This is a genomic window from Streptomyces sp. 2A115 (assembly GCF_052245575.1).
GTDB lineage: Bacteria > Actinomycetota > Actinomycetes > Streptomycetales > Streptomycetaceae > Streptomyces.
The window spans coordinates 72,719-89,773 of the sequence record NZ_JBQQCG010000015.1; the positions used below are offsets into that span (position 1 = coordinate 72,719).

Sequence of the window (17,055 nt, forward strand, 5' to 3'; positions counted from 1 at the left end):
AGCAATAAGCGCAAAACTCCTGGTCACAGCGTTGTGCCTGTTGGCGCGATTTCGATCGGTACGCCATTGAGGACCGCCGTGCCCGACAGCGGGTCGAGCAGAGAGCCGTCGAGGAGCTGGTTGACGTTGACTCCGGGGTCCGCGGCGGCGTGGGTCAGCCAGGTGCCTGGACGGTCGTGTCCCCAGCCGTGCGGCAGGCTCACGACCCCGCGTCGTACGGCGTCGGTGACCTCCGCGGGGGCGACGACCTGACCCCCGGCGCCCTTCACACGCACCGGTGCCCCGTCGGTGACGCCGAGGCGTTCGGCGTCGTCGGGGTGGATGTGCAGGGTGCAGCGATTGGTGCCGCCGGTGAGGGCGGGGATGTTGTGCATCCAACTGTTGTTGGAGCGGAGGTGTCGGCGGCCGACGAGGACGAGGCCCTCCGGGCGACGGCGCAGCGCGTCCCTGAGGCGCGGGAGGTCGTCGGCGAGCGGCTGCGGCAGCAGTTCGACACGTCCGCTGCGGGTCTTGAGCGGCTGCGGCAGGCGCGGCTGGAGCGGCCCGAGGTCGATGCCGTGCGGCTGGTCGAGCAGCTTCTCCAGGGTCAGGCCTTCGCGTCGTACGCCGAATCCGTCGCCGTACGGGCCCAGGCGCAGCATCAGGTCGAGGCGCCGCTCGGGGCCGCTCTCGCCGGTGAGCTGTGCGGCGAGTTCGCGCGCGTCGCGGCCGTGGACCGGGGAGTGCGGTTCCTTGACGGCCTTGCCGAGGGTCTGGCCGATGACCATGTCGTCGACCGCTGAGGGGTCGGCGCCGTGCATGCCGGTCACGGCGAGGACGAGCCGGGCGAGGATCTCGGTCTCCGCCATGCGGCCGGGCTCCAGCGGGACGGCGGCGCGGGTGTAGCGGACCTGGTTGCGTACGGCGAGGGTGTTGAAGGCGAAGTCGTGGTGCGGGCTCTGCGAGGGCGGGGGCGGCGGCAGTACGACGTGGGCGTGGCGCGAGGTCTCGTTCAGGTACGGGTCGACACTGACCATGAAGTCGAGCGAGTCGAGGGCCTTGTCGAGGCGGTCGCCGTCGGGTGTGGAGAGGACGGGGTTGGCGGCGACGGCGATGAGGGCACGGACGGGTTCGCCCTCGGCGGTCGCGGTGTCGATCTCCTCCGCCAGTGCGGCGATCGGCAGCTCGCCCTTGGCCTCCGGGTGGCGGCTCACGCGGCTGTGCCAGCGGCCGAGCGCGAAGCCGCGGCCGGGTCCGGCCGGGCGGGGCGTCTTGTCGGTGGCGGCCTGCGGGAAGAGGGCGCCGCCGGGCCGGTCGAGGTTGCCGGTGAGGATGTTCAGGATGTCGACGAGCCAGCTGGCCAGGGTGCCGTGCTCGACCGTGCAGCTGCCGATGCGACCGTAGACGGCGGCGGTGGGCGCGGCGGCCAGTTCACGGGCGAGCGCCCGGATCGTGGCGGCGTCGACGTCGCATGCCTCGGCGGCGGCCTCGGGGGTGAAGTCCCGTACTGCCTCCGCGAGTTCGTCGAGTCCCTGCACCAGCTCGGCGAGTTCGCCGAGGTCGGTGAGCTTCTCCTCGAAGAGCACGTACGCCATCGCCGCGAGCAGCAGTGCGTCGGTGCCGGGGCGGATGGCGACGTGCCGGTCGGCGAGCTTGGCGGTGCGGGTGCGGCGCGGGTCGATGACCGTGAGGGTGCCGCCGCGTGCCTTGAGGGCCTTGAGCTTGCCGGGGAAGTCGGGTGCCGTGCACAGGCTGCCGTTGGATTCGAGGGGGTTGGCGCCGATCAGCAGAAGGTGGTCGGTGCGGTCGAGGTCGGGCACGGGGATGGCGAGCGCGTCGCCGTAGAGCAGGCCGCTGGAAACGTGCTTGGGCATCTGGTCGACGGTGGACGCGGTGAAGATGCTGTGGGTGCCGAGTCCGGCGAGCAGGACGGGCGGGTAGAGGGCACCGGCCATGGTGTGCACGTTCGGGTTGCCGAGGACGGCTCCGACGGCGTGCGGCCCGTACCGCTCGACGATCGGCCGCAGTCCGGCGGCGATCGCGTCGAAGGCTTCTTCCCAGGTGGCCTCGCGCAGTTCGCCGTCCTTGCGGACCAGGGGCGTACGCAGCCGGTCGGGGTCGGAGTCGGCCGCCCCGAAGGAGGCGCCCTTGGGGCAGATGAATCCATGGCTGAACACGTCGTCGCGGTCCCCGCGGGCGCTGGTGACCCGCGTGCCCTCGATGGTCAGGGTCAGCCCGCAGGTGGCCTCGCAGAGGGGGCAGATGCGCAGGGCCGTGCGGGAGTCGGTGGTGGTGGACACGGGCCCTCCGGAGGGTGGCGGCGACGGTGACGCGCGGACTGAGGCCGAGCATACCGACCGGTATGGACGGAGGGGAGGGTGCGCGGGGGGTCACGTCGGAAATTCGCCGGTCCGTCAGCCGTGGGTCGGTTCGGCCATGGGGCGGTTCGTTCAGTCGCGGGCCGGTTCGGCCATGGGGCGGTTCGTTCAGTCACGGGTCGGTTCGGCCATGGGGTCAGTCGAGCGACCGTGCCAGATACGCGCGAAGCAGCTGCCGCGTCTCCTCGACGACCTGCTCGTCGCCCGACGGATCGAGGCGGAAGGCCAGCTGGACAAGGGCGTCGGCGGCTTCGACGGCGATGAGGAACGTGCGGCGGAGTTCGGCGTCGGGTTCGCGGTCCAGGAAGGCGGAGAGCATGTCGGTGAGGCGGTCGGCGACGCGGGTGTTGGGTTCGGCGTCGCGATTGCGGGTGCCTACGGGGATCTGGTTGCCGAAGTCGACGAGGGAGAAGCCGGGCGCGGTGCGCTTCATGGCGAGGTACTCGTCGAGGACGGCGTCCATGGCCGCCCGCCAGCTCCCCCCGCCGGTCTCCTGGAGGCGGCGGGTGACGCGCTCGGCGTAGCGGTCGAGGTTGCGCTGGGCGAGCGCGTCGGCCATGGCGCGCTTGTTGCCGAAGAAGCGGTAGACGGAGCCTATGGGCACGCCGGCGCGCAGGGCGACCGCGCGGGTGCTCAGGTCGTCGTAGCCGACCTCGTCGAGGAGGTCGGCGCAGGCGTCGAGGATACGGGTCAGTCGTTCCGCGCTACGGCGCTGAACGGGCGCACGGCGCAGCGATGTCGCTTGGGGCACGGGCTTCATGATGCCTTTCCGCCGGGGTCCGGTGTACCTCGCCCACCAGTACGAGTGTCGGTGCCCATACCACTCATGGTGGGTGTGGCCCGGTCATCGCGGACACAGTGGGTGTGGCCCGGTCATCGCGGACACAGTGGGCGTCGACCCGGTCATCGCGGACACAGTGGGCGTCGACCCGGTCATCGCGGACACCGTGGGCGTCGACCCGGTCGTCATCGACTCCGTGGGTGACGGCCCGGGCTTGGACACGGTGATGTCCGCGCTGCTCCCGACGGGTTCGCCGTCGACGGCCCACACCGTGTCGTCGTCGGCGTGCAGACGCACGGTGACCTGGTGCGTGCCGCGCGGGACGAGTTTGCCGGAGATGTGGTGCGTCCGGTCGCGGAGCTGTACGAGGGGGCGGTCGTCCAGCCTGAGGAAGGCATAGCCGCGGCCGGGCTCGGCCGTCTTCTTGGTACCGGGCGACGAGAAGCGGAAGTCGCGGACGGTCAGCCGTACGTCCCAGCCCTTGTCGCGGGCGTCGGGCTGTATCTCGATCGCGACCTCCGGTGCGTGCTTCTTGTCGATCTCACGGTAGTGCCGCCCCTCCTCGTCCGTGTCCTCCAGCACCTTGCCCACGGGCGACGGCTTCGCACCGTCGCCCTCCTCCTGCGCGCCGTTGGAGCCGCAGCCCGCCGCTCCGACGAGCAGAGCGGCGAGCAGAGCACAGACCGCGAGCGCGGTGAGGAACACGCGCATCCACGACATGCCGGGGAGATTAGAGCACCGCTCTGACAGTCGGATCCCCCAGGAGTCGGGTTCTTGGGCAGTACAGCCGTCTTGGCGCGATCGTGCGGTTCCCTTCGTGCGCATGTCCGCGGTTCTCCTCGTGCGTATGTCTTGCGCGCGGAAAAGCTGAATCCTACGGTGATACATAGGAATCAGGAACGAGGGAGCGATCATGAGCGGGGAAAAGCGGACGACGGCCGAGACATCGCCGACGACCGCCGGGGCATCGCGGAAGACCGCCGAGGCATCGCGGAAGACCCCCGAGGCACTTACGTATCTCTCCGGTTTCGGCAACGAGCACAGCTCGGAGGCGGTCCCCGGCGCGCTGCCGCACGGCCGCAACTCTCCGCAACGCGCCCCGCTGGGGCTGTACGCGGAGCAGCTGAGCGGTACGGCGTTCACCGAGCCGAGGGCCCACAACCGCCGCTCGTGGCTGTACCGGATCCGCCCGTCGGCCGCGCACCCCGCGTTCAGCCGCACCGACAACGGCGCCCTCCGTACGGCCCCCTTCACGGAGACGGAGTCCGACCCGAACCGGCTGCGCTGGGACCCGCTGCCGGAGCCGCCGGCCGGCACGGACTTCGTCTCGGGCCTCTGGACGCTGGGCGGCAACGGTGACGCGACGCAGCGCACCGGCATGGCCGTGCACCTGTATCACGCCAACTCCTCGATGGAGCGGGTGTTCAGCGACGCGGACGGCGAACTGCTGATCGTGCCGGAGCGGGGCGGGCTGCTGCTGCGCACCGAGTTCGGGCTGCTGCATGTGGAGCCAGGACATGTGGCACTGATTCCTCGTGGGGTGCGCTTCCGTGTGGAGCTCCTCGACACCGCGTCGATGGTCGGCCAGAGCCCGACGGCCCGCGGTTATGTGTGCGAGAACTACGGGGCGCCCTTCCAGCTCCCCGAGCTCGGCCCGATCGGTGCCAACGGGCTCGCGAACGCACGGGACTTCCAGGCGCCGGTCGCCGCGTACGAGGACGTCGAGGGCCGGGTCGAGGTGGTGAACAAGTTCTGCGGCAACCTCTGGACGGCGACGTACGACCACTCGCCGCTGGATGTGGTCGCCTGGCACGGCAACCATGTGCCGTACGTCTATGATCTGCGCCGTTTCAATGTGATCGGCACCATCAGCTACGACCACCCGGATCCGTCGATCTTCACGGTGCTGACCTCGCCGAGCGACACCCCGGGCCTTGCGGGGGTCGACTTCGTCGTGTTCGCGCCGCGCTGGCTGGTGGGTGAGGACACGTTCCGGCCGCCGTACTTCCACCGGAACGTGATGAGCGAGTACATGGGGCTCATCGAGGGCGCGTACGACGCGAAGACGGCCGGAGAGGGGGGCTTCGTGCCCGGCGGTGGTTCGCTGCACAACATGATGTCCGCGCACGGGCCGGACCGGGAGACGTTCGACCGGGCGAGCGCCGCGGAGCTGCGGCCGCAGAAGGTCGACGACGGTCTGGCCTTCATGTTCGAGACGCGCTGGCCGGTCACCGCCACCGCGCAGGCGGCCCGTGCCGAGCATCTGCAGCAGGCGTACGACGACGTCTGGCAGGGCCTACAGCGGCACTTCCGTCCGGTCGACGGGCCGTGACCGCTGGTGACCGCCCGTTGCACTGAACGCCCGCGACCGGTACGGATACCCTCGTGACCTCCTTCGCTCCGGACTCGATCGCCCTGAACCGCAAACTGCCGCTCTGGTATCAGGTGTCGCAGTCGCTGCGCGCCTCGATACTCGGGCGGGCGCCTCAGGACCCACTGCGGCTGCCCACCGAGGAACAGCTGGCCGGGCACTACGGGGTGAGCGTGCTGACCATGCGGCAGGCGCTCAAGGAGTTGGAGGACGAGGGGCTGATCAGCCGGCATCGCAGACGTGGCACGTTCATCGAACCGGGCGCCACGCGGGGCACGCCGGTCCGGCTGCTCGGCTCGGTGGACGCGATCGTGGCCCAGCAGTCGGGCATGACCACGCGGCTCCTCGACCGCGGCAAGGAGCCCGTGTCCGCCGAACTCGCCGAGTATTTCCCCGACTTGGCAGAGGTGGCCACGTACCACCGGCTGCGCAGTGACGAGGAGACGGGCGAGCCGACCAACCACGCCCGCAACTACGTCCGTCCCGAGCTGGCGGCCCTGATCGACCCCGAGGACCTGGTCCGCTGGCCCATGACCAAGGTGCTGCGCGATGTCGTGGGGGCGCGGATCAGCCAGATCACCGACACCGTCGAGGCGCGGCTCGCGGACCCGGAGACCGCGCGGCTGCTCCAGGTCCCGCTGCTGAGCCCGATCCTGCACTACACGGGCATCGTGCACGGCGAGGACGGCCGGGCGCTCGACGTGGCCCGTATCCAGTACCGCGGCGACCGCTTCTCCTTCACCGTCACCCTCGACGCCCACTGAGCGCTCCGCGGGAAATGCGGTACGAGCAGGTGCGGGCCGTCCGTGGCGGGTCGCTCCTCCACTCTCGGCTTCTCCCCCATGAGCGGGGACCCCCATCGCGGCGGAGCCGCAAGTCGACGCCGCCCCGCACCTTTGACGGGGCGCGGTACAGCATCACGCCGGGGGGCGCCACCCCCGACACGGGCCCTGGCCACGTCGTACGATGCCGAGCGTGACGCACGACGACGCTCCGCTGCTCGCGGACCTCATGCCGTGGTCCGTCGCACCGCCCCGGCTGGGCCGAGGGTGGCCGACGGCTCCCGACTCGGCGTCCCTGAAAGCACGGTGGGACGCCTTCGTGAAGGCCGAAGGGCCCGACCGCGAGGCGTTGTTCGGCGTCACGCGTGCGCGGACCCTGCATTCGGCGGTGGCGCAACTGCCGGGCCAGTCCTCCGGAACGGGCCGGCTTGCCCGCGCGTCGGGTCCCTGTGCGGAGCCGGTGCGGGTCCTGCACGGGCCGTTCGACGAACAGTGGCTGATACCCGACCACCGGTTGATCGACGCGGCTCGGCCGGAGTTGTGGCGGGTGGCGGACGAACGGCAGGTGTTCGCGGTCGAGCAGGCGACGGGCTCGGGGACGGCACCCGAAGGGCCCGCGCTTCTCGTCACTCCGGTACTGCCGGTGGTCGCGCCACAGTCGAAGACCGTCCCCGCCGCCCGCCCCGGCCGCGTCCACCCCCTGTACCGGCGCCCCGACGGCGGCGAACCGAACCTCGCCCCCGGTCTCACGGCTCACCTGGCCGAGCGCCTGGGCCACTCCCCCGCCCCGCTCGACGTCCTCGCCTGGGCCGTCGCGGTCGCGCGCCCGGGAGCCGGCGGATGCGCCGTCCCACTCACCGCCGACCCCGAACTCTGGGCACACGGCACGGAGTTGGGCCACCGCATGCTGTGGCTGATGCGCCGCGACGGCGAGCGCCCCAAGCTCCCGGGCGGCCGCCGACCCTACGTGCGCGCCCCGCTGCCGTCCCGCCCTCTCGAGCTCCGCTACGACCGCGACGAGGAGACCCTCCACGTGGACGAGGGCCGGATCTCCCCCGTACCGCCCACGGCCTGGGACTTCGAGGTGGGCGGCGTACGGGTACTGGACCAGTGGTTCACCGCCCGGACCGCTCAGCCCGAGCCCGGCACACTGGAAGTGATCCGGCCCACCGCCTGGCCCCAGACCTGGACGTCCGAGCTGCTGGAAGTCGTCACGGTCCTCGCGCTACTGGCCGAACTCAGGCCGCAGCAGACCGAGTTGACCGTGGAGACGCCGATCACCGCGGGCGAGCTGCGCAAGGCGGGCGTTCTCCCGGTGCCGGACGCGGCACGCCGGCCCGCCTCGGTGCTCGACCACCACGAGGAGGGCCCGGAAGGCCAGTTCGCGCTGCTCTAGCCGCTTGGGTCAGTGCCTCTGGGGGCGAAGCCGTCCAGCACCCGCTCCAGGGCCTGCTCGAACACCGCCTCCAGATCGATCGGCCCGGAGTCCTCCATGAACGCCGCGGCCATGCGCGGATACGCGCCGCTCGCCACCTGACTGCCCAGATAGGCGATGCGGACCGCGTTCTCCTGCTCCTCCGACCAGGGCAGGGAGCGGGTGCGCTCGGCGGTGGCCAGCTCGTTCCCGACGTACGTCGTCACGACGCCGTTGACCATCGCGATCAGCTGGAACTTCGTGCCGTACGTCCCCTCGAACGAGTCCAGGCACGCCAGGCAGTGCTCCAGATAGCGCAGGGCGTTGGGGCTGAAGCCGTACACCGGGGACATCAACGCCGGCATCCATGGGTGGCGGTGCATGAGGGCGCGGGTCTGCCGGGCGACCCGGAGCATGTCGGCGCGCCAGTCCCCCGAGGGTTCCCACAGCTCGTGCTCACCGCTGATGGCGTCGACCATCAGCTCGTACAGGTCCTCCTTGCGCGGCACGTAGTTGTAGAGCGACATCGTGCCGCAGCCCAGCTCGGCCGCCACATGCCGCATGGACACCGCGTCCAGCCCCTGCGCGTCCGCGATCCGTACGGCGGCGGCCGCGATGTCGGCGCGGGTGTACGCGGGCCGGGGGCCCCGCCCCGTGCGCTCGGGGCGGCTCCAGATCACTTCGGGTACGTCCGCACGTCCTGCCATCGGTGCCGCCAGCCTGCCATAGGTGGATCTTCTCGCCACCATCCTAGTTACGTACGGCGTACGTAGTGCGCTATGGTCAACCCATGACTACTACGTACGCTGTACTGAGTGAGGGGCTGGAGAAGAGTTTCGGGTCCCGGGGAAATGTCGTCCATGCCCTGCGGGGGCTCGATCTGGCGGTCGCCGAGGGCACCGTCTGCGGGGTGCTCGGGCCGAACGGCGCGGGCAAGACCACGGCGGTCCGGCTGCTCGCCACACTGCTGCGGCCCGACGCCGGGTCCGCGCGCGTCGCCGGGCACGATCTCGTACGGGAGCCGGACGCCGTGCGCCGCGCGATCGGCGTCACCGGGCAGTACGCCTCGGTCGACGGTGACCTCACGGGCCGTGAGAACCTCCGGCTGTTCGCGAAGCTGCACCGGATGCGGGGCCCGACGGGCCGGAAGCGCGCCGACGAACTCCTCGACCGCTTCGAGCTCACCGAAGCCGCCAACCGCCCCGCGTCCACCTACTCCGGCGGTATGCGGCGCCGCCTCGACCTGGCGGCGAGCCTGCTCACCCGCCCCGCCGTGCTGTTCCTCGACGAGCCGACGACGGGCCTCGACCCCCACAGCCGCAACCAGATCTGGGAGACCGTGCGCGTGCTGAAGGCGGAGGGCACGACCGTCCTGCTCACCACGCAGTACCTGGAGGAGGCCGACCAACTCGCCGACGACATCGCGCTCGTGGACCGGGGCAGGGTCGCGCACACGGGCTCGCCGGCCGAACTCAAGGCGCTCATCGGCTCGTACGCGGAAGCGGTCGTCGCTCACGTCGACGCGATGGCCGGCGCGGCGGCCGTCCTCGACCAACTGACCGGCGCCGAGCCGGACTTCGACGAGGAGCGGGGCACGGTCGGCGTGGTCACCACCGACCCGACGCTCACCCTCCCGCGTCTGGTGCGTGAACTCGACGCCGCCGGTGTGCCGTTGCTCGACGTGAGCCTGCGTCCGCCGACGCTCGACGACGTCTTCCTCCGCCTGACCGAAGATCGGACCGAAAACCGGGCCGAAAACCGTGCCGAGGGTCCGACCGACCGCGAGGAGCTTGTCGCATGAGTGCGTTGGCGTACGACGGCACCGCGATGCTGGGCCGCCATCTGCGGCGGCTCCGGCACAACCCCGGACTGCTGATCCTGACCCAGACCATGCCGATCACGATGCTGCTGTTCTTCGGCTATGTCTTCGGCAGCGCTCTCGCGACACCAGGACAGGAGTACCGCACCTTCCTCGTGCCGGGGCTGATGGTGGCGACGGCCGCCAACGGCATCATGACCGGGATGTTCCAGGCCGCCCAGGACTCGCACCGCGGCGTGATGGACCGCTTCCGCACCCTGCCGATGAGCCGGACCGTCGTGCCGTTCGGGCAGGCGGCCGCGGACCTGGTCGTCACGCTCGGGGGCATGGTGCCGCTGATGCTGGTCGGGCTCGCGGTCGGCTGGCGGATCGAGGGGTCGGCGCTCGAAGCCGTGGGCGCCGTCGGGCTGTTGCTGCTCTTCCGGTTCGCCACGACGTGGATCGGGATCCTGCTGGGGCTCGCCTCGGGGAGCGAGGAGGCGGCCGGTCAGCTGGGCGGGGCGACGTTCATTCTGCCGCTGCTGTCGAACGCGTACATCCCGACGGACAATCTGCCGGGCTGGCTGCGCACCCTGGCCGAGTGGAATCCGATCAGCGCGGTGACGACGGCGATGCGGGAGCTGTTCGGGAACGCGCCGGTGCCGACGGAAGGCGCCTGGCCGGTGACGCACCCCATCGCCGGTTCGCTGGTCTGGTGCGCTGTCCTCATCGCGGTGTTCCTGCCGCTCGCCGTCCGCCGGTACGCGCGCGGCGGACGGTGAGCGATCACGGGTGACGGCTACTTCTGGGGGGCCAGTTCGGGCCCCAGCGAAGAGAGCTTCTCCTGGGACACCACGCGCTTCGGCGGCCAGGTGATGTTCTCCGGCGGCCACTGCTGGCCGGTCTTCTTGAGGAACCACTCCGGCGGCTCGTACATGGGCGGCTCATAGCCGTCGGGCAGTGCCGTCTTCCACTCGACGTCCCTGGTGCGCTCCGCGAACTCGTCCTTGATCGCCTTGAGCCGGGCGGGCTGGGTGAGCAGGTCGACGGCGGTCGCGGCGAGGTACTTCGCGGCGGCGACGACGGCCGCCTGACCGGGAGCCGCGGCCGCGCAGGCGGCCGTGGACCAGGTATGCATCTTGGTGCCGATGGGGGCCAGCGCGGCGCCCATGGAGACGGTCGGCACGTTCCAGCTGATGTCCGCGACGTCCGTGGAGCCGCCGCCCATGAACACCGGGTTGGGCGCGGTGAGTTCGGCGATCTCGGCGTGCATGCCCTTCTGCGGCAGCCCCAGGGACTCCTGGAGCTCCTTCGCCAACTGGTGTGCCTCGTCGGTGAATTCGGGCGGCCCGAGCTGCTTCATGTTGGCGTGCAGCAGCTCGGCGAAGGACTTGGACGGCAGCTGGTTCCAGCAGGCGGAGGTGACGCGGTGCCGCACCGTCGTCTGCGAGGCCTTGGCGGCGGCCTCCGAGACGGCGATCACCTTGTCGAGGAGCACCTGGACGCGGGCCGGACTGCCCTCGCGTACGTAGTAGGAGATCTCGGCTATCTCAGGGGTCACGTTCGGGATTTCGCCGCCGTTGTTGATCACCCAGTGGAGGCGGCCCGACGGCGCCAGGTTCTCCTCGCGCAGGAACTCGGACATCGTTGCCATCATCACCGCGGCGTCCAGCGCGCTCTTGTTGCCGAGCGGGGTGCCACCGTGTCCGGCGACGCCGAGGAAGGTGAAGGTGACGGCGGTCATCGCGGTGGTGGAACCCCAGCCGGTGGCGTTCGAGGTCGAGGGGTGCCAGTCGAGGAACGCGTCGAGGCCCTCGTACACGCCTTCGCTGACCGCGTACGTCTTGCCGATCAGGGTCTCCTCCGCGGTCGAGCCGAAGAACTTCACCGTGACGGGGAGCTTGTGCTGCTTCGCGGCCTGGGCGACGGCCGCGGCCGCTGACGCCGCCGCCGTGCCGAGCGCGCTGTGTCCGCAGCCGTGGCCGGGCCCGTAGCCGGGCGCGAACGGGTCGTGGATGTACTCGCGCGGGTCGTGATGGCCGACGCCCTTGTGCTGCGAGAGGCCGGGCAGCGCGTCGTACTCGCCGCTGAAGCCGAGGACCGGCCCGCCCATGCCGTACGAGAAGGTCGCGGTGAAGGCCGTCGGGAAGCCGGCGGTGCCGAACTTCACGTCGAATCCGGCCTGTTCGAGGAAGCGTGCCTCGGCGATCGACGACTTCCACTCGCGCAGGCTGAGCTCGGCGTTCTCCCAGATCTCGGCGTTGAGGCCGGTGATCCGGTCGGTGTGGGACTCGATCCAGTCCAGTGCCGCCGTCTTGGCGGGGCTGTCCTCGGCGAGGCCTTCGGGGGCTTCGTACGCGGCCTCGGTGGGGTCGGCCGAGGCCGCCATCACGGGATCCGCCTCGGCCGTCAGCACGGCCGTCGTCACGCCCGCCGCGCCCAGCAGCTGCATGATGCGGCGGCGGCTCAGGGTCTGGCCGTTCGGGGTCATCGACTCGTGTTCATGCTGATCGTGCAGGTCACACACGCGCACCTCCGGGGGGCGAGGATCGGTGTATCAGCCACAGGAAACGTGCAAACGATCAGCAACCCTGGCCCCGGAACATTGCCCCGTCAACATCCGTGTATGACAAAGCTGTTACGCACGGGACATGATCCCTCGCATGGAACCACTCCCCCTGCCTCTGGAAGGCATCACCGTCGTCACCGTGGAACAGGCCGTCGCGGCGCCCTTCGCCACCCGGCAGCTCGCCGACCTCGGGGCCCGGGTGATCAAGGTCGAGCGTGTCGACGGCGGTGACTTCGCGCGCGGCTACGACACCGCGGCCGCCGGTCTCGCCTCGCACTTCGTGTGGTGCAACCGCGGCAAGGAGTCCATCGCCCTGGACCTGAAGGACCCGCGCGGCCTCGGCGTCGTACGCCGTCTCGTCGCCGACGCCGACGTCTTCGTGCAGAACCTCGCCCAGGGCGCGGCCGCCCGGCTCGGCCTGGACGCGGCCACCCTGTGCGCGTCGCACCCTCGGCTGATCGCCGTGGACATCTCGGGTTACGGGGCCTCGGGGCCGTACGCCGACAAGCGGGCGTACGACATGCTCGTGCAGTGCGAGGCGGGGCTGGTGTCCGTCACGGGAACGGCCGGGCAGCCGGTGAAGGCGGGGATTCCGGCGGCCGACATCGCGGCGGCGATGTACGCGTTCTCGGGGGTCCTCGCGGCGCTGGTGCGGCGCGGGACGACGGGGCGCGGCGGTCCTGTGGAGGTGTCGATGCTGGACGCGCTGGCGGAGTGGATGGGGCATCCGCTGCACCATGCGATGCACGGCGGCACTCCCCCGGCGCGCACGGGTCTCGCGCACGCCGTCATCGCCCCGTACGACGCCTATCCGACGGCGGACGGCGGGCGGGTGCTGCTGTCGGTGCAGAACGACCGGGAGTGGCGGCGGCTGGCCGAACAGGTCGTGGGACGGCCGGAGTTGGCCGTCGATCCGGCGTTCGCGACGAACGCGGCACGGGTCGAGCACCGGGGCTGGACGGACGAGTTGGTCGGGACGGCGCTGGCGGCGCTGACCGCGGACGAGGCGGTGGCGCGGCTGGAGGCGGCCGGGATCGCGTGCGCGCTGCTGCGGGACGTACGGGAGGTGGCGGAGCATCCGCAGCTGGCGGCCAGGAGCCGGTGGCGGGAAGTGGAGTCGCCGGTCGGGCCGCTCAGGGCGTTGTTGCCGCCGATCACGCTGCCGGGCGGGGGCGAGGCGCGGATGGGGCCCGTACCCGCGCTCGGGGAACACACCGGGGCGCTGCTGCGTGCCGTGGGGATGACGGACGATGAGATCGCAGCACTGCGCCGGGACGGTGTGGCCGCCTGAGCGCGGGTCGGGATCCTGCTCGGTGTCGGTCGCCTGTCAGCGACCGCGTCCCCTGCTCAGCGGCCGCCGAACAGGGAACGGCGCAGCCGACGCAGCGGAGCGAAGAGCGAGACCCGCCTCACTCGCGCGCCCCTGCCGGTGCGGTCGTGCGCGGTGTCACGTGCGGTGAGCTCGCGCATCAGGTCCGTCGCCTCGGCCGTCTCGCGCTGAGGGACGGCGGGGCCACCCATCACCGAGAGATGGCGGTCGAGGCGCGAACTGGTCGCGCTGCTGCCACACGTGATCGCAGGGACTCGCGCCCTGCCACGCACTGTTATCTGTTCCATGTCACTCCCCACCCATACGAGGGCACCCGGCCCGGGCAGGTTAACCCTATCGCTCCCTCATCACACTCGTGTATCCCGGGCGCATGATTCACCTTCTCCGTAGGGCTGTTGACGGTTACTCTCCGAATCCAACTGATTCCAGGGCGAGTTGGACAACCGGTGCGGTAGTGGGCTGCGTGGAACCGCCAGGTGGTTCGACGGTGACAGCGAGTGAGGTCGCGTCCGTGTTCAACTCGGCGGCGACCAAGGGCGTGTCGCCGTCGAGAAGTCCCAGGGAGCGCGGTTGCACCTCTGGTCGCATGAGCCACAGTTGGTGAACCCTTCCGTTCGAAGGTGTGCCGAGACCCGCGGCGGTCACCACGGCGGTGCGCTGCGAGGCGGACGCGACGACGCCGATGCCCTGACCGTTCGTGTCCCGTCCAGCCGTCGCGCGGGCGTCCGGAGCAGCGAGAACGTGTGCGATCTCACGTGCCTGGGCCTGCTCCTGGTCGAGCCGGTCCTGGGTGCGGGACGCCTGCATGCCGAAGAGGGCGGCGACGACGAGGGCCGCGGCGGCCGTGGTCGACGCGAGCGGGATGAGGAACGGCGAGAAGGGCGAGCGACGCGCGCGTGACGGTGGCCGCTGCGCACGCGCGCGTGGCTGCGGTTGTTCCCCGAAGGCCGTCTCCTGCGGGGTCTGCCGTACGGCCATGAGGACCCGGTCGCGCATCGCGGCCGGGGCCGGGGTGGCCGTGTTCCAGGCGAGGCGGACCGCGTCCTCTCTCAGGGCGCGCACCTCGGCGGCGCAGCTGTCGCAGCGCCTCAAGTGCTTCTCGAAACGCTTGTGCTCACGGGGCTCCAGGGCGTCAAGGGCGTACGGGGCGGCGAGCGAGTGCAGTTCACGCCGGGTGGTCATGCGACACCTCCCAGGCATTCGCGCAGTCGCGTGAGTCCGTCGCGCATTCGCGTCTTGACGGTGCCGAGCGGTAACGAGAGCCGTTCGGCGACTTCACGGTAGGTGTAGCCGTCGTAGTAGGCGAGGGTGACGGACTGGCGTTGCAGTGCGGTGAGGGTGTCCAGGCAGCGGCGTACCCACTCGCGTTCGAGGCCGGCCTCGACCTCCTCGGCGACGTGGTCGAAGGCGGGGCCGCCGTTCGCGCGCCGGGCGACGCGCAGTTCGCGCTCGCCGGCCGCACGGGCGCTGCGGACCCGGTCGACGGCCCGGCGGTGCGCGAGGGTGAGGACCCAGGCGAGGGCGCTGCCGCGGCCAGGGTCGTAGCGAGCGGCGGAGCGCCAGAGTTCGAGAAGCACCTCCTGGGCGACCTCTTCCGACTGGGCGGGGTCCCGCACCACGCGGCGCACCAGTCCGAAGACCGGCCCCGACACCAGTCCGTACAACTCCTCGAAGGCCTTCTGGTCGCCTCCGGCCACGAGCACCAGAAGTTCGTCCGCCTCCACCCGTTTTCCCCTCTCCGGCCTGAACGGCCCGTCCTCCGGCCTGAACGGCCCGTCCCATCCTCACGTATTCGGCGCAGCAACGCCTTCGGATGGGGTTACGGATCAACTGCTTGAAAACGCGGGTGAATCCCAGACCAATCCTTTCCCTCACCGGCTCCGAATGGCGTGCATCAGGCAACAACGACCGACGCGGCACGAGCGCGAAGGGCCGGCCACTGAACTGGTCGCCTCTCGCACACATCACCGCCGGGACAACAGCTTTGGGACAGAGGACGGACGGCATGACACCTAAAACCAGCAGGTTCGTGGGACGCAGGAGCCTCGCGACCCTTGTCTGTGGTGCGCTGGCCACCGGAGGGCTCGCAGCCGCCGGCGTGACCGCGCTCGTACCGGAGACGGCGAGCGCCTCCAGTCACCGGGAGGCTCCGCTGATCTCGGGGACCCCGCAGTTCGACAACACGGACCTGTACGCGTTCGTGAGCCCCGACCATCCGGACACGACGACGGTCGTGGCGAACGTGATCCCGTTCGAGGAACCGGCGGGCGGACCGAACTTCTTCACGTTCGCGGAGGACGCCCAGTACGACATCCACATCGACCAGGACGGGGACGCGCAGGGCGACCTGCTGTTCCGCTACACGTTCGACACGCACGTCAAGAACGACAAGAGCTTCCTGTACAACACGGGTCCGGTCGAGAGCCTGGACGACCCCGACCTGAACATCACGCAGACCTACGACCTCGAGCTGCTGAAGCTGAAGGACCAGAAGCTCGTCAAGCGGACGTACATCGCGGAGGACGTACCGGTCGCGCCGTCGAATGTCGGCAAGGCGTCGATGCCGGACTACGGCAAGCTGCGCGACCAGGCGGTCAAGGACATCGGCGGGTACCAGGCCAAGACGTTCGCCGGTCAGGCGGACGATCCGTTCTTCGCGGATCTGCGTGTCTTCGACCTGCTGTACGGGGGTGACCTCTCCGAGGTCGGCAATGACACGCTCAAGGAGTACAACGTCAACTCCATCGCCCTGCAGCTGCCGAACGAGTTCATCCAGCAGTCGGCCGACCAGCCGATCGTCGGCATCTGGTCGACCACGCAGCGCAAGGGCGCCTCCGGTGAGTTCCACCAGGTCTCGCGGCTCGGGATGCCGCTGGTGAACGAGGTCGTCAACCCGATCAAGGACAAGGACAAGTTCAACGCGTCCGCGCCCTGGAACGACGCCGACTTCCTGCAGAACGTCACCAACCCCGAGCTGCCCAAGCTCATCGAGGCGATCTACAAGATCCCGGCGCCGGACGAGCCCAGGAACGACCTGGTGGACGTCTTCCTGAAGGGTGTGAAGGGCCTCAACCAGCCGCCGTACGTCCGGCCGTCGGAGATGATGCGGCTCAACACCTCGATCCCGCCGACGGCCAAGCCGAAGCGGCTCGGTGTGCTCGACGGTGACAACGGCGGATTCCCCAACGGCCGTCGGCTCACCGACGACGTGATCGACGCCTCGCTGCAGGTCGTCGAGGGTGAACTGCTCGGCGCCAAGAATGACTTGGGCGACGCGGTCGACAAGAACGACCAGGAGTTCGAGAAGGCGTTCCCGTACGTGGCCCAGCCGACGGCGGGTTCGCGCGGTCCGCTGGCCAAGGGTACGGACGGCACCAAGGGCGACGTACGCAACCAGCTCGGCGACGCCCTGACGCCCGCGGGTTCGAGCGGCAGCGGCACGGACGACACGACACTGATCGCCGTCTCGGCGGTGTCGGGTGCGGCCGGGTTCCTGCTGATCGGCACCGGCGTCCTGTGGTGGCGTGGCCGTCGCCGGGTGAGCGGCTACTACTGACCCACCCCACCGGCTGGCGTGGCCCGCGCGACTCCGTCCCCCACGGCGCGCGGGCCGCGCCGCTCACCGTGAACTTCCGCTTCCACCAAGGCGATTG

Annotated in this window: 15 protein-coding genes; 7 read left to right on the forward strand and 8 right to left on the reverse strand. The window is 70.5% G+C overall.

What is annotated here, in order from left to right; genetic code table 11:
• Positions 1 to 23: 23 nt before the first annotated feature.
• The 3 genes from ACTWQR_RS15740 to ACTWQR_RS15750 all read right to left on the reverse strand — a co-directional run bounded on the left by ACTWQR_RS15740 (position 24) and on the right by ACTWQR_RS15750 (position 3,858).
• Complete coding sequence (locus ACTWQR_RS15740) at positions 24 to 2,279, reverse strand: molybdopterin oxidoreductase family protein (RefSeq protein WP_443227671.1); 2,256 nt, start codon at positions 2,277 to 2,279, stop codon at positions 24 to 26.
• A gap of 214 nt (positions 2,280 to 2,493) precedes the next feature.
• Entirely contained in the window at positions 2,494 to 3,117 is a 624-nt protein-coding gene (locus ACTWQR_RS15745) for a TetR family transcriptional regulator (protein WP_443227672.1), read from the reverse strand.
• An 84-nt stretch (positions 3,118 to 3,201) separates the two neighbouring features.
• Positions 3,202 to 3,858 (reverse strand): nuclear transport factor 2 family protein, encoded by a 657-nt coding sequence (locus tag ACTWQR_RS15750; RefSeq protein ID WP_443227673.1) that lies wholly within the window; start codon positions 3,856 to 3,858, stop codon positions 3,202 to 3,204.
• Between the two features lie 193 nt (positions 3,859 to 4,051).
• On the opposite strand from ACTWQR_RS15750, the gene hmgA reads away from it, so the two are divergent.
• From hmgA to ACTWQR_RS15765, 3 genes are all read left to right on the forward strand, one after another.
• The gene (hmgA, locus tag ACTWQR_RS15755; RefSeq protein ID WP_443227674.1) at positions 4,052 to 5,470 is read left to right on the forward strand and encodes a homogentisate 1,2-dioxygenase; all 1,419 of its coding nucleotides are present in this window, start codon (positions 4,052 to 4,054) and stop codon (positions 5,468 to 5,470) included.
• Between the two features lie 53 nt (positions 5,471 to 5,523).
• Positions 5,524 to 6,273, forward strand: coding sequence for a GntR family transcriptional regulator (locus ACTWQR_RS15760; RefSeq protein ID WP_443227675.1), 750 nt, complete (start codon positions 5,524 to 5,526; stop codon positions 6,271 to 6,273).
• 202 nt (positions 6,274 to 6,475) lie between these two features.
• Positions 6,476 to 7,687 (forward strand): type ISP restriction/modification enzyme, encoded by a 1,212-nt coding sequence (locus tag ACTWQR_RS15765; protein WP_443227676.1) that lies wholly within the window; start codon positions 6,476 to 6,478, stop codon positions 7,685 to 7,687.
• Here ACTWQR_RS15765 and ACTWQR_RS15770 read toward each other — a convergent pair.
• Positions 7,684 to 8,412, reverse strand: coding sequence for a TetR/AcrR family transcriptional regulator C-terminal domain-containing protein (locus ACTWQR_RS15770; protein WP_443227677.1), 729 nt, complete (start codon positions 8,410 to 8,412; stop codon positions 7,684 to 7,686). The two genes, ACTWQR_RS15765 and ACTWQR_RS15770, sit on opposite strands and share 4 nt — an antisense overlap.
• Positions 8,413 to 8,495: 83 nt before the next feature.
• Here ACTWQR_RS15770 and ACTWQR_RS15775 point away from each other — a divergent pair, with 83 nt between their 5' ends.
• Both ACTWQR_RS15775 and ACTWQR_RS15780 read left to right on the forward strand, forming a co-directional pair.
• Entirely contained in the window at positions 8,496 to 9,506 is a 1,011-nt protein-coding gene (locus ACTWQR_RS15775; protein WP_443227678.1) for an ATP-binding cassette domain-containing protein, read from the forward strand.
• A complete protein-coding gene (locus ACTWQR_RS15780) occupies positions 9,503 to 10,285 on the forward strand; it encodes an ABC transporter permease (RefSeq protein WP_443227679.1) in 783 nt (260 codons plus the stop codon). The genes ACTWQR_RS15775 and ACTWQR_RS15780 overlap by 4 nt, the downstream gene beginning before the upstream one ends.
• A 17-nt stretch (positions 10,286 to 10,302) precedes the next feature.
• Here ACTWQR_RS15780 and ACTWQR_RS15785 read toward each other — a convergent pair whose 3' ends face one another.
• On the reverse strand, positions 10,303 to 12,030 hold the full coding sequence (locus ACTWQR_RS15785; RefSeq protein ID WP_443227680.1) for an amidohydrolase: 1,728 nt from the start codon (positions 12,028 to 12,030) through the stop codon (positions 10,303 to 10,305).
• Between the two features lie 124 nt (positions 12,031 to 12,154).
• Between ACTWQR_RS15785 and ACTWQR_RS15790 the strand changes: the two genes are divergently transcribed.
• On the forward strand, positions 12,155 to 13,363 hold the full coding sequence (locus ACTWQR_RS15790) for a CaiB/BaiF CoA transferase family protein (protein ID WP_443227681.1): 1,209 nt from the start codon (positions 12,155 to 12,157) through the stop codon (positions 13,361 to 13,363).
• Between the two features lie 56 nt (positions 13,364 to 13,419).
• Here ACTWQR_RS15790 and ACTWQR_RS15795 read toward each other — a convergent pair whose 3' ends face one another.
• The 3 genes from ACTWQR_RS15795 to ACTWQR_RS15805 form a co-directional block, all read right to left on the reverse strand.
• Positions 13,420 to 13,689: a hypothetical protein gene (locus ACTWQR_RS15795; protein ID WP_443227682.1), complete on the reverse strand. Its 270-nt coding sequence runs from the start codon at positions 13,687 to 13,689 to the stop codon at positions 13,420 to 13,422.
• Between the two features lie 115 nt (positions 13,690 to 13,804).
• On the reverse strand, positions 13,805 to 14,584 hold the full coding sequence (locus tag ACTWQR_RS15800; protein ID WP_443227683.1) for an anti-sigma factor: 780 nt from the start codon (positions 14,582 to 14,584) through the stop codon (positions 13,805 to 13,807).
• A complete protein-coding gene (locus ACTWQR_RS15805; protein ID WP_443227684.1) occupies positions 14,581 to 15,126 on the reverse strand; it encodes a sigma-70 family RNA polymerase sigma factor in 546 nt (181 codons plus the stop codon). The genes ACTWQR_RS15800 and ACTWQR_RS15805 overlap by 4 nt, the downstream gene beginning before the upstream one ends.
• A 281-nt stretch (positions 15,127 to 15,407) precedes the next feature.
• Here ACTWQR_RS15805 and ACTWQR_RS15810 point away from each other — a divergent pair, with 281 nt between their 5' ends.
• Entirely contained in the window at positions 15,408 to 16,958 is a 1,551-nt protein-coding gene (locus ACTWQR_RS15810) for a DUF4331 domain-containing protein (protein ID WP_443227685.1), read from the forward strand.
• Positions 16,959 to 17,055 lie beyond the last annotated feature (97 nt).

What these genes read in the sequence shown, in the direction of transcription:
- ACTWQR_RS15745 (WP_443227672.1), bottom strand. Translation starts at nt 3,117, where the DNA reads ATGAAGCCCGTGCCCCAAGCGACATCGCTGCGCCGTGCGCCCGTTCAG.
- ACTWQR_RS15750 (WP_443227673.1), bottom strand. Translation starts at nt 3,858, where the DNA reads ATGTCGTGGATGCGCGTGTTCCTCACCGCGCTCGCGGTCTGTGCTCTG.
- hmgA (WP_443227674.1), top strand. Translation starts at nt 4,052, where the DNA reads ATGAGCGGGGAAAAGCGGACGACGGCCGAGACATCGCCGACGACCGCC.
- ACTWQR_RS15765 (WP_443227676.1), top strand. Translation starts at nt 6,476, where the DNA reads ATGCCGAGCGTGACGCACGACGACGCTCCGCTGCTCGCGGACCTCATG.
- ACTWQR_RS15770 (WP_443227677.1), bottom strand. Translation starts at nt 8,412, where the DNA reads ATGGCAGGACGTGCGGACGTACCCGAAGTGATCTGGAGCCGCCCCGAG.
- ACTWQR_RS15775 (WP_443227678.1), top strand. Translation starts at nt 8,496, where the DNA reads ATGACTACTACGTACGCTGTACTGAGTGAGGGGCTGGAGAAGAGTTTC.
- ACTWQR_RS15780 (WP_443227679.1), top strand. Translation starts at nt 9,503, where the DNA reads ATGAGTGCGTTGGCGTACGACGGCACCGCGATGCTGGGCCGCCATCTG.
- ACTWQR_RS15790 (WP_443227681.1), top strand. Translation starts at nt 12,155, where the DNA reads ATGATCCCTCGCATGGAACCACTCCCCCTGCCTCTGGAAGGCATCACC.
- ACTWQR_RS15795 (WP_443227682.1), bottom strand. Translation starts at nt 13,689, where the DNA reads ATGGAACAGATAACAGTGCGTGGCAGGGCGCGAGTCCCTGCGATCACG.
- ACTWQR_RS15800 (WP_443227683.1), bottom strand. Translation starts at nt 14,584, where the DNA reads ATGACCACCCGGCGTGAACTGCACTCGCTCGCCGCCCCGTACGCCCTT.
- ACTWQR_RS15810 (WP_443227685.1), top strand. Translation starts at nt 15,408, where the DNA reads ATGACACCTAAAACCAGCAGGTTCGTGGGACGCAGGAGCCTCGCGACC.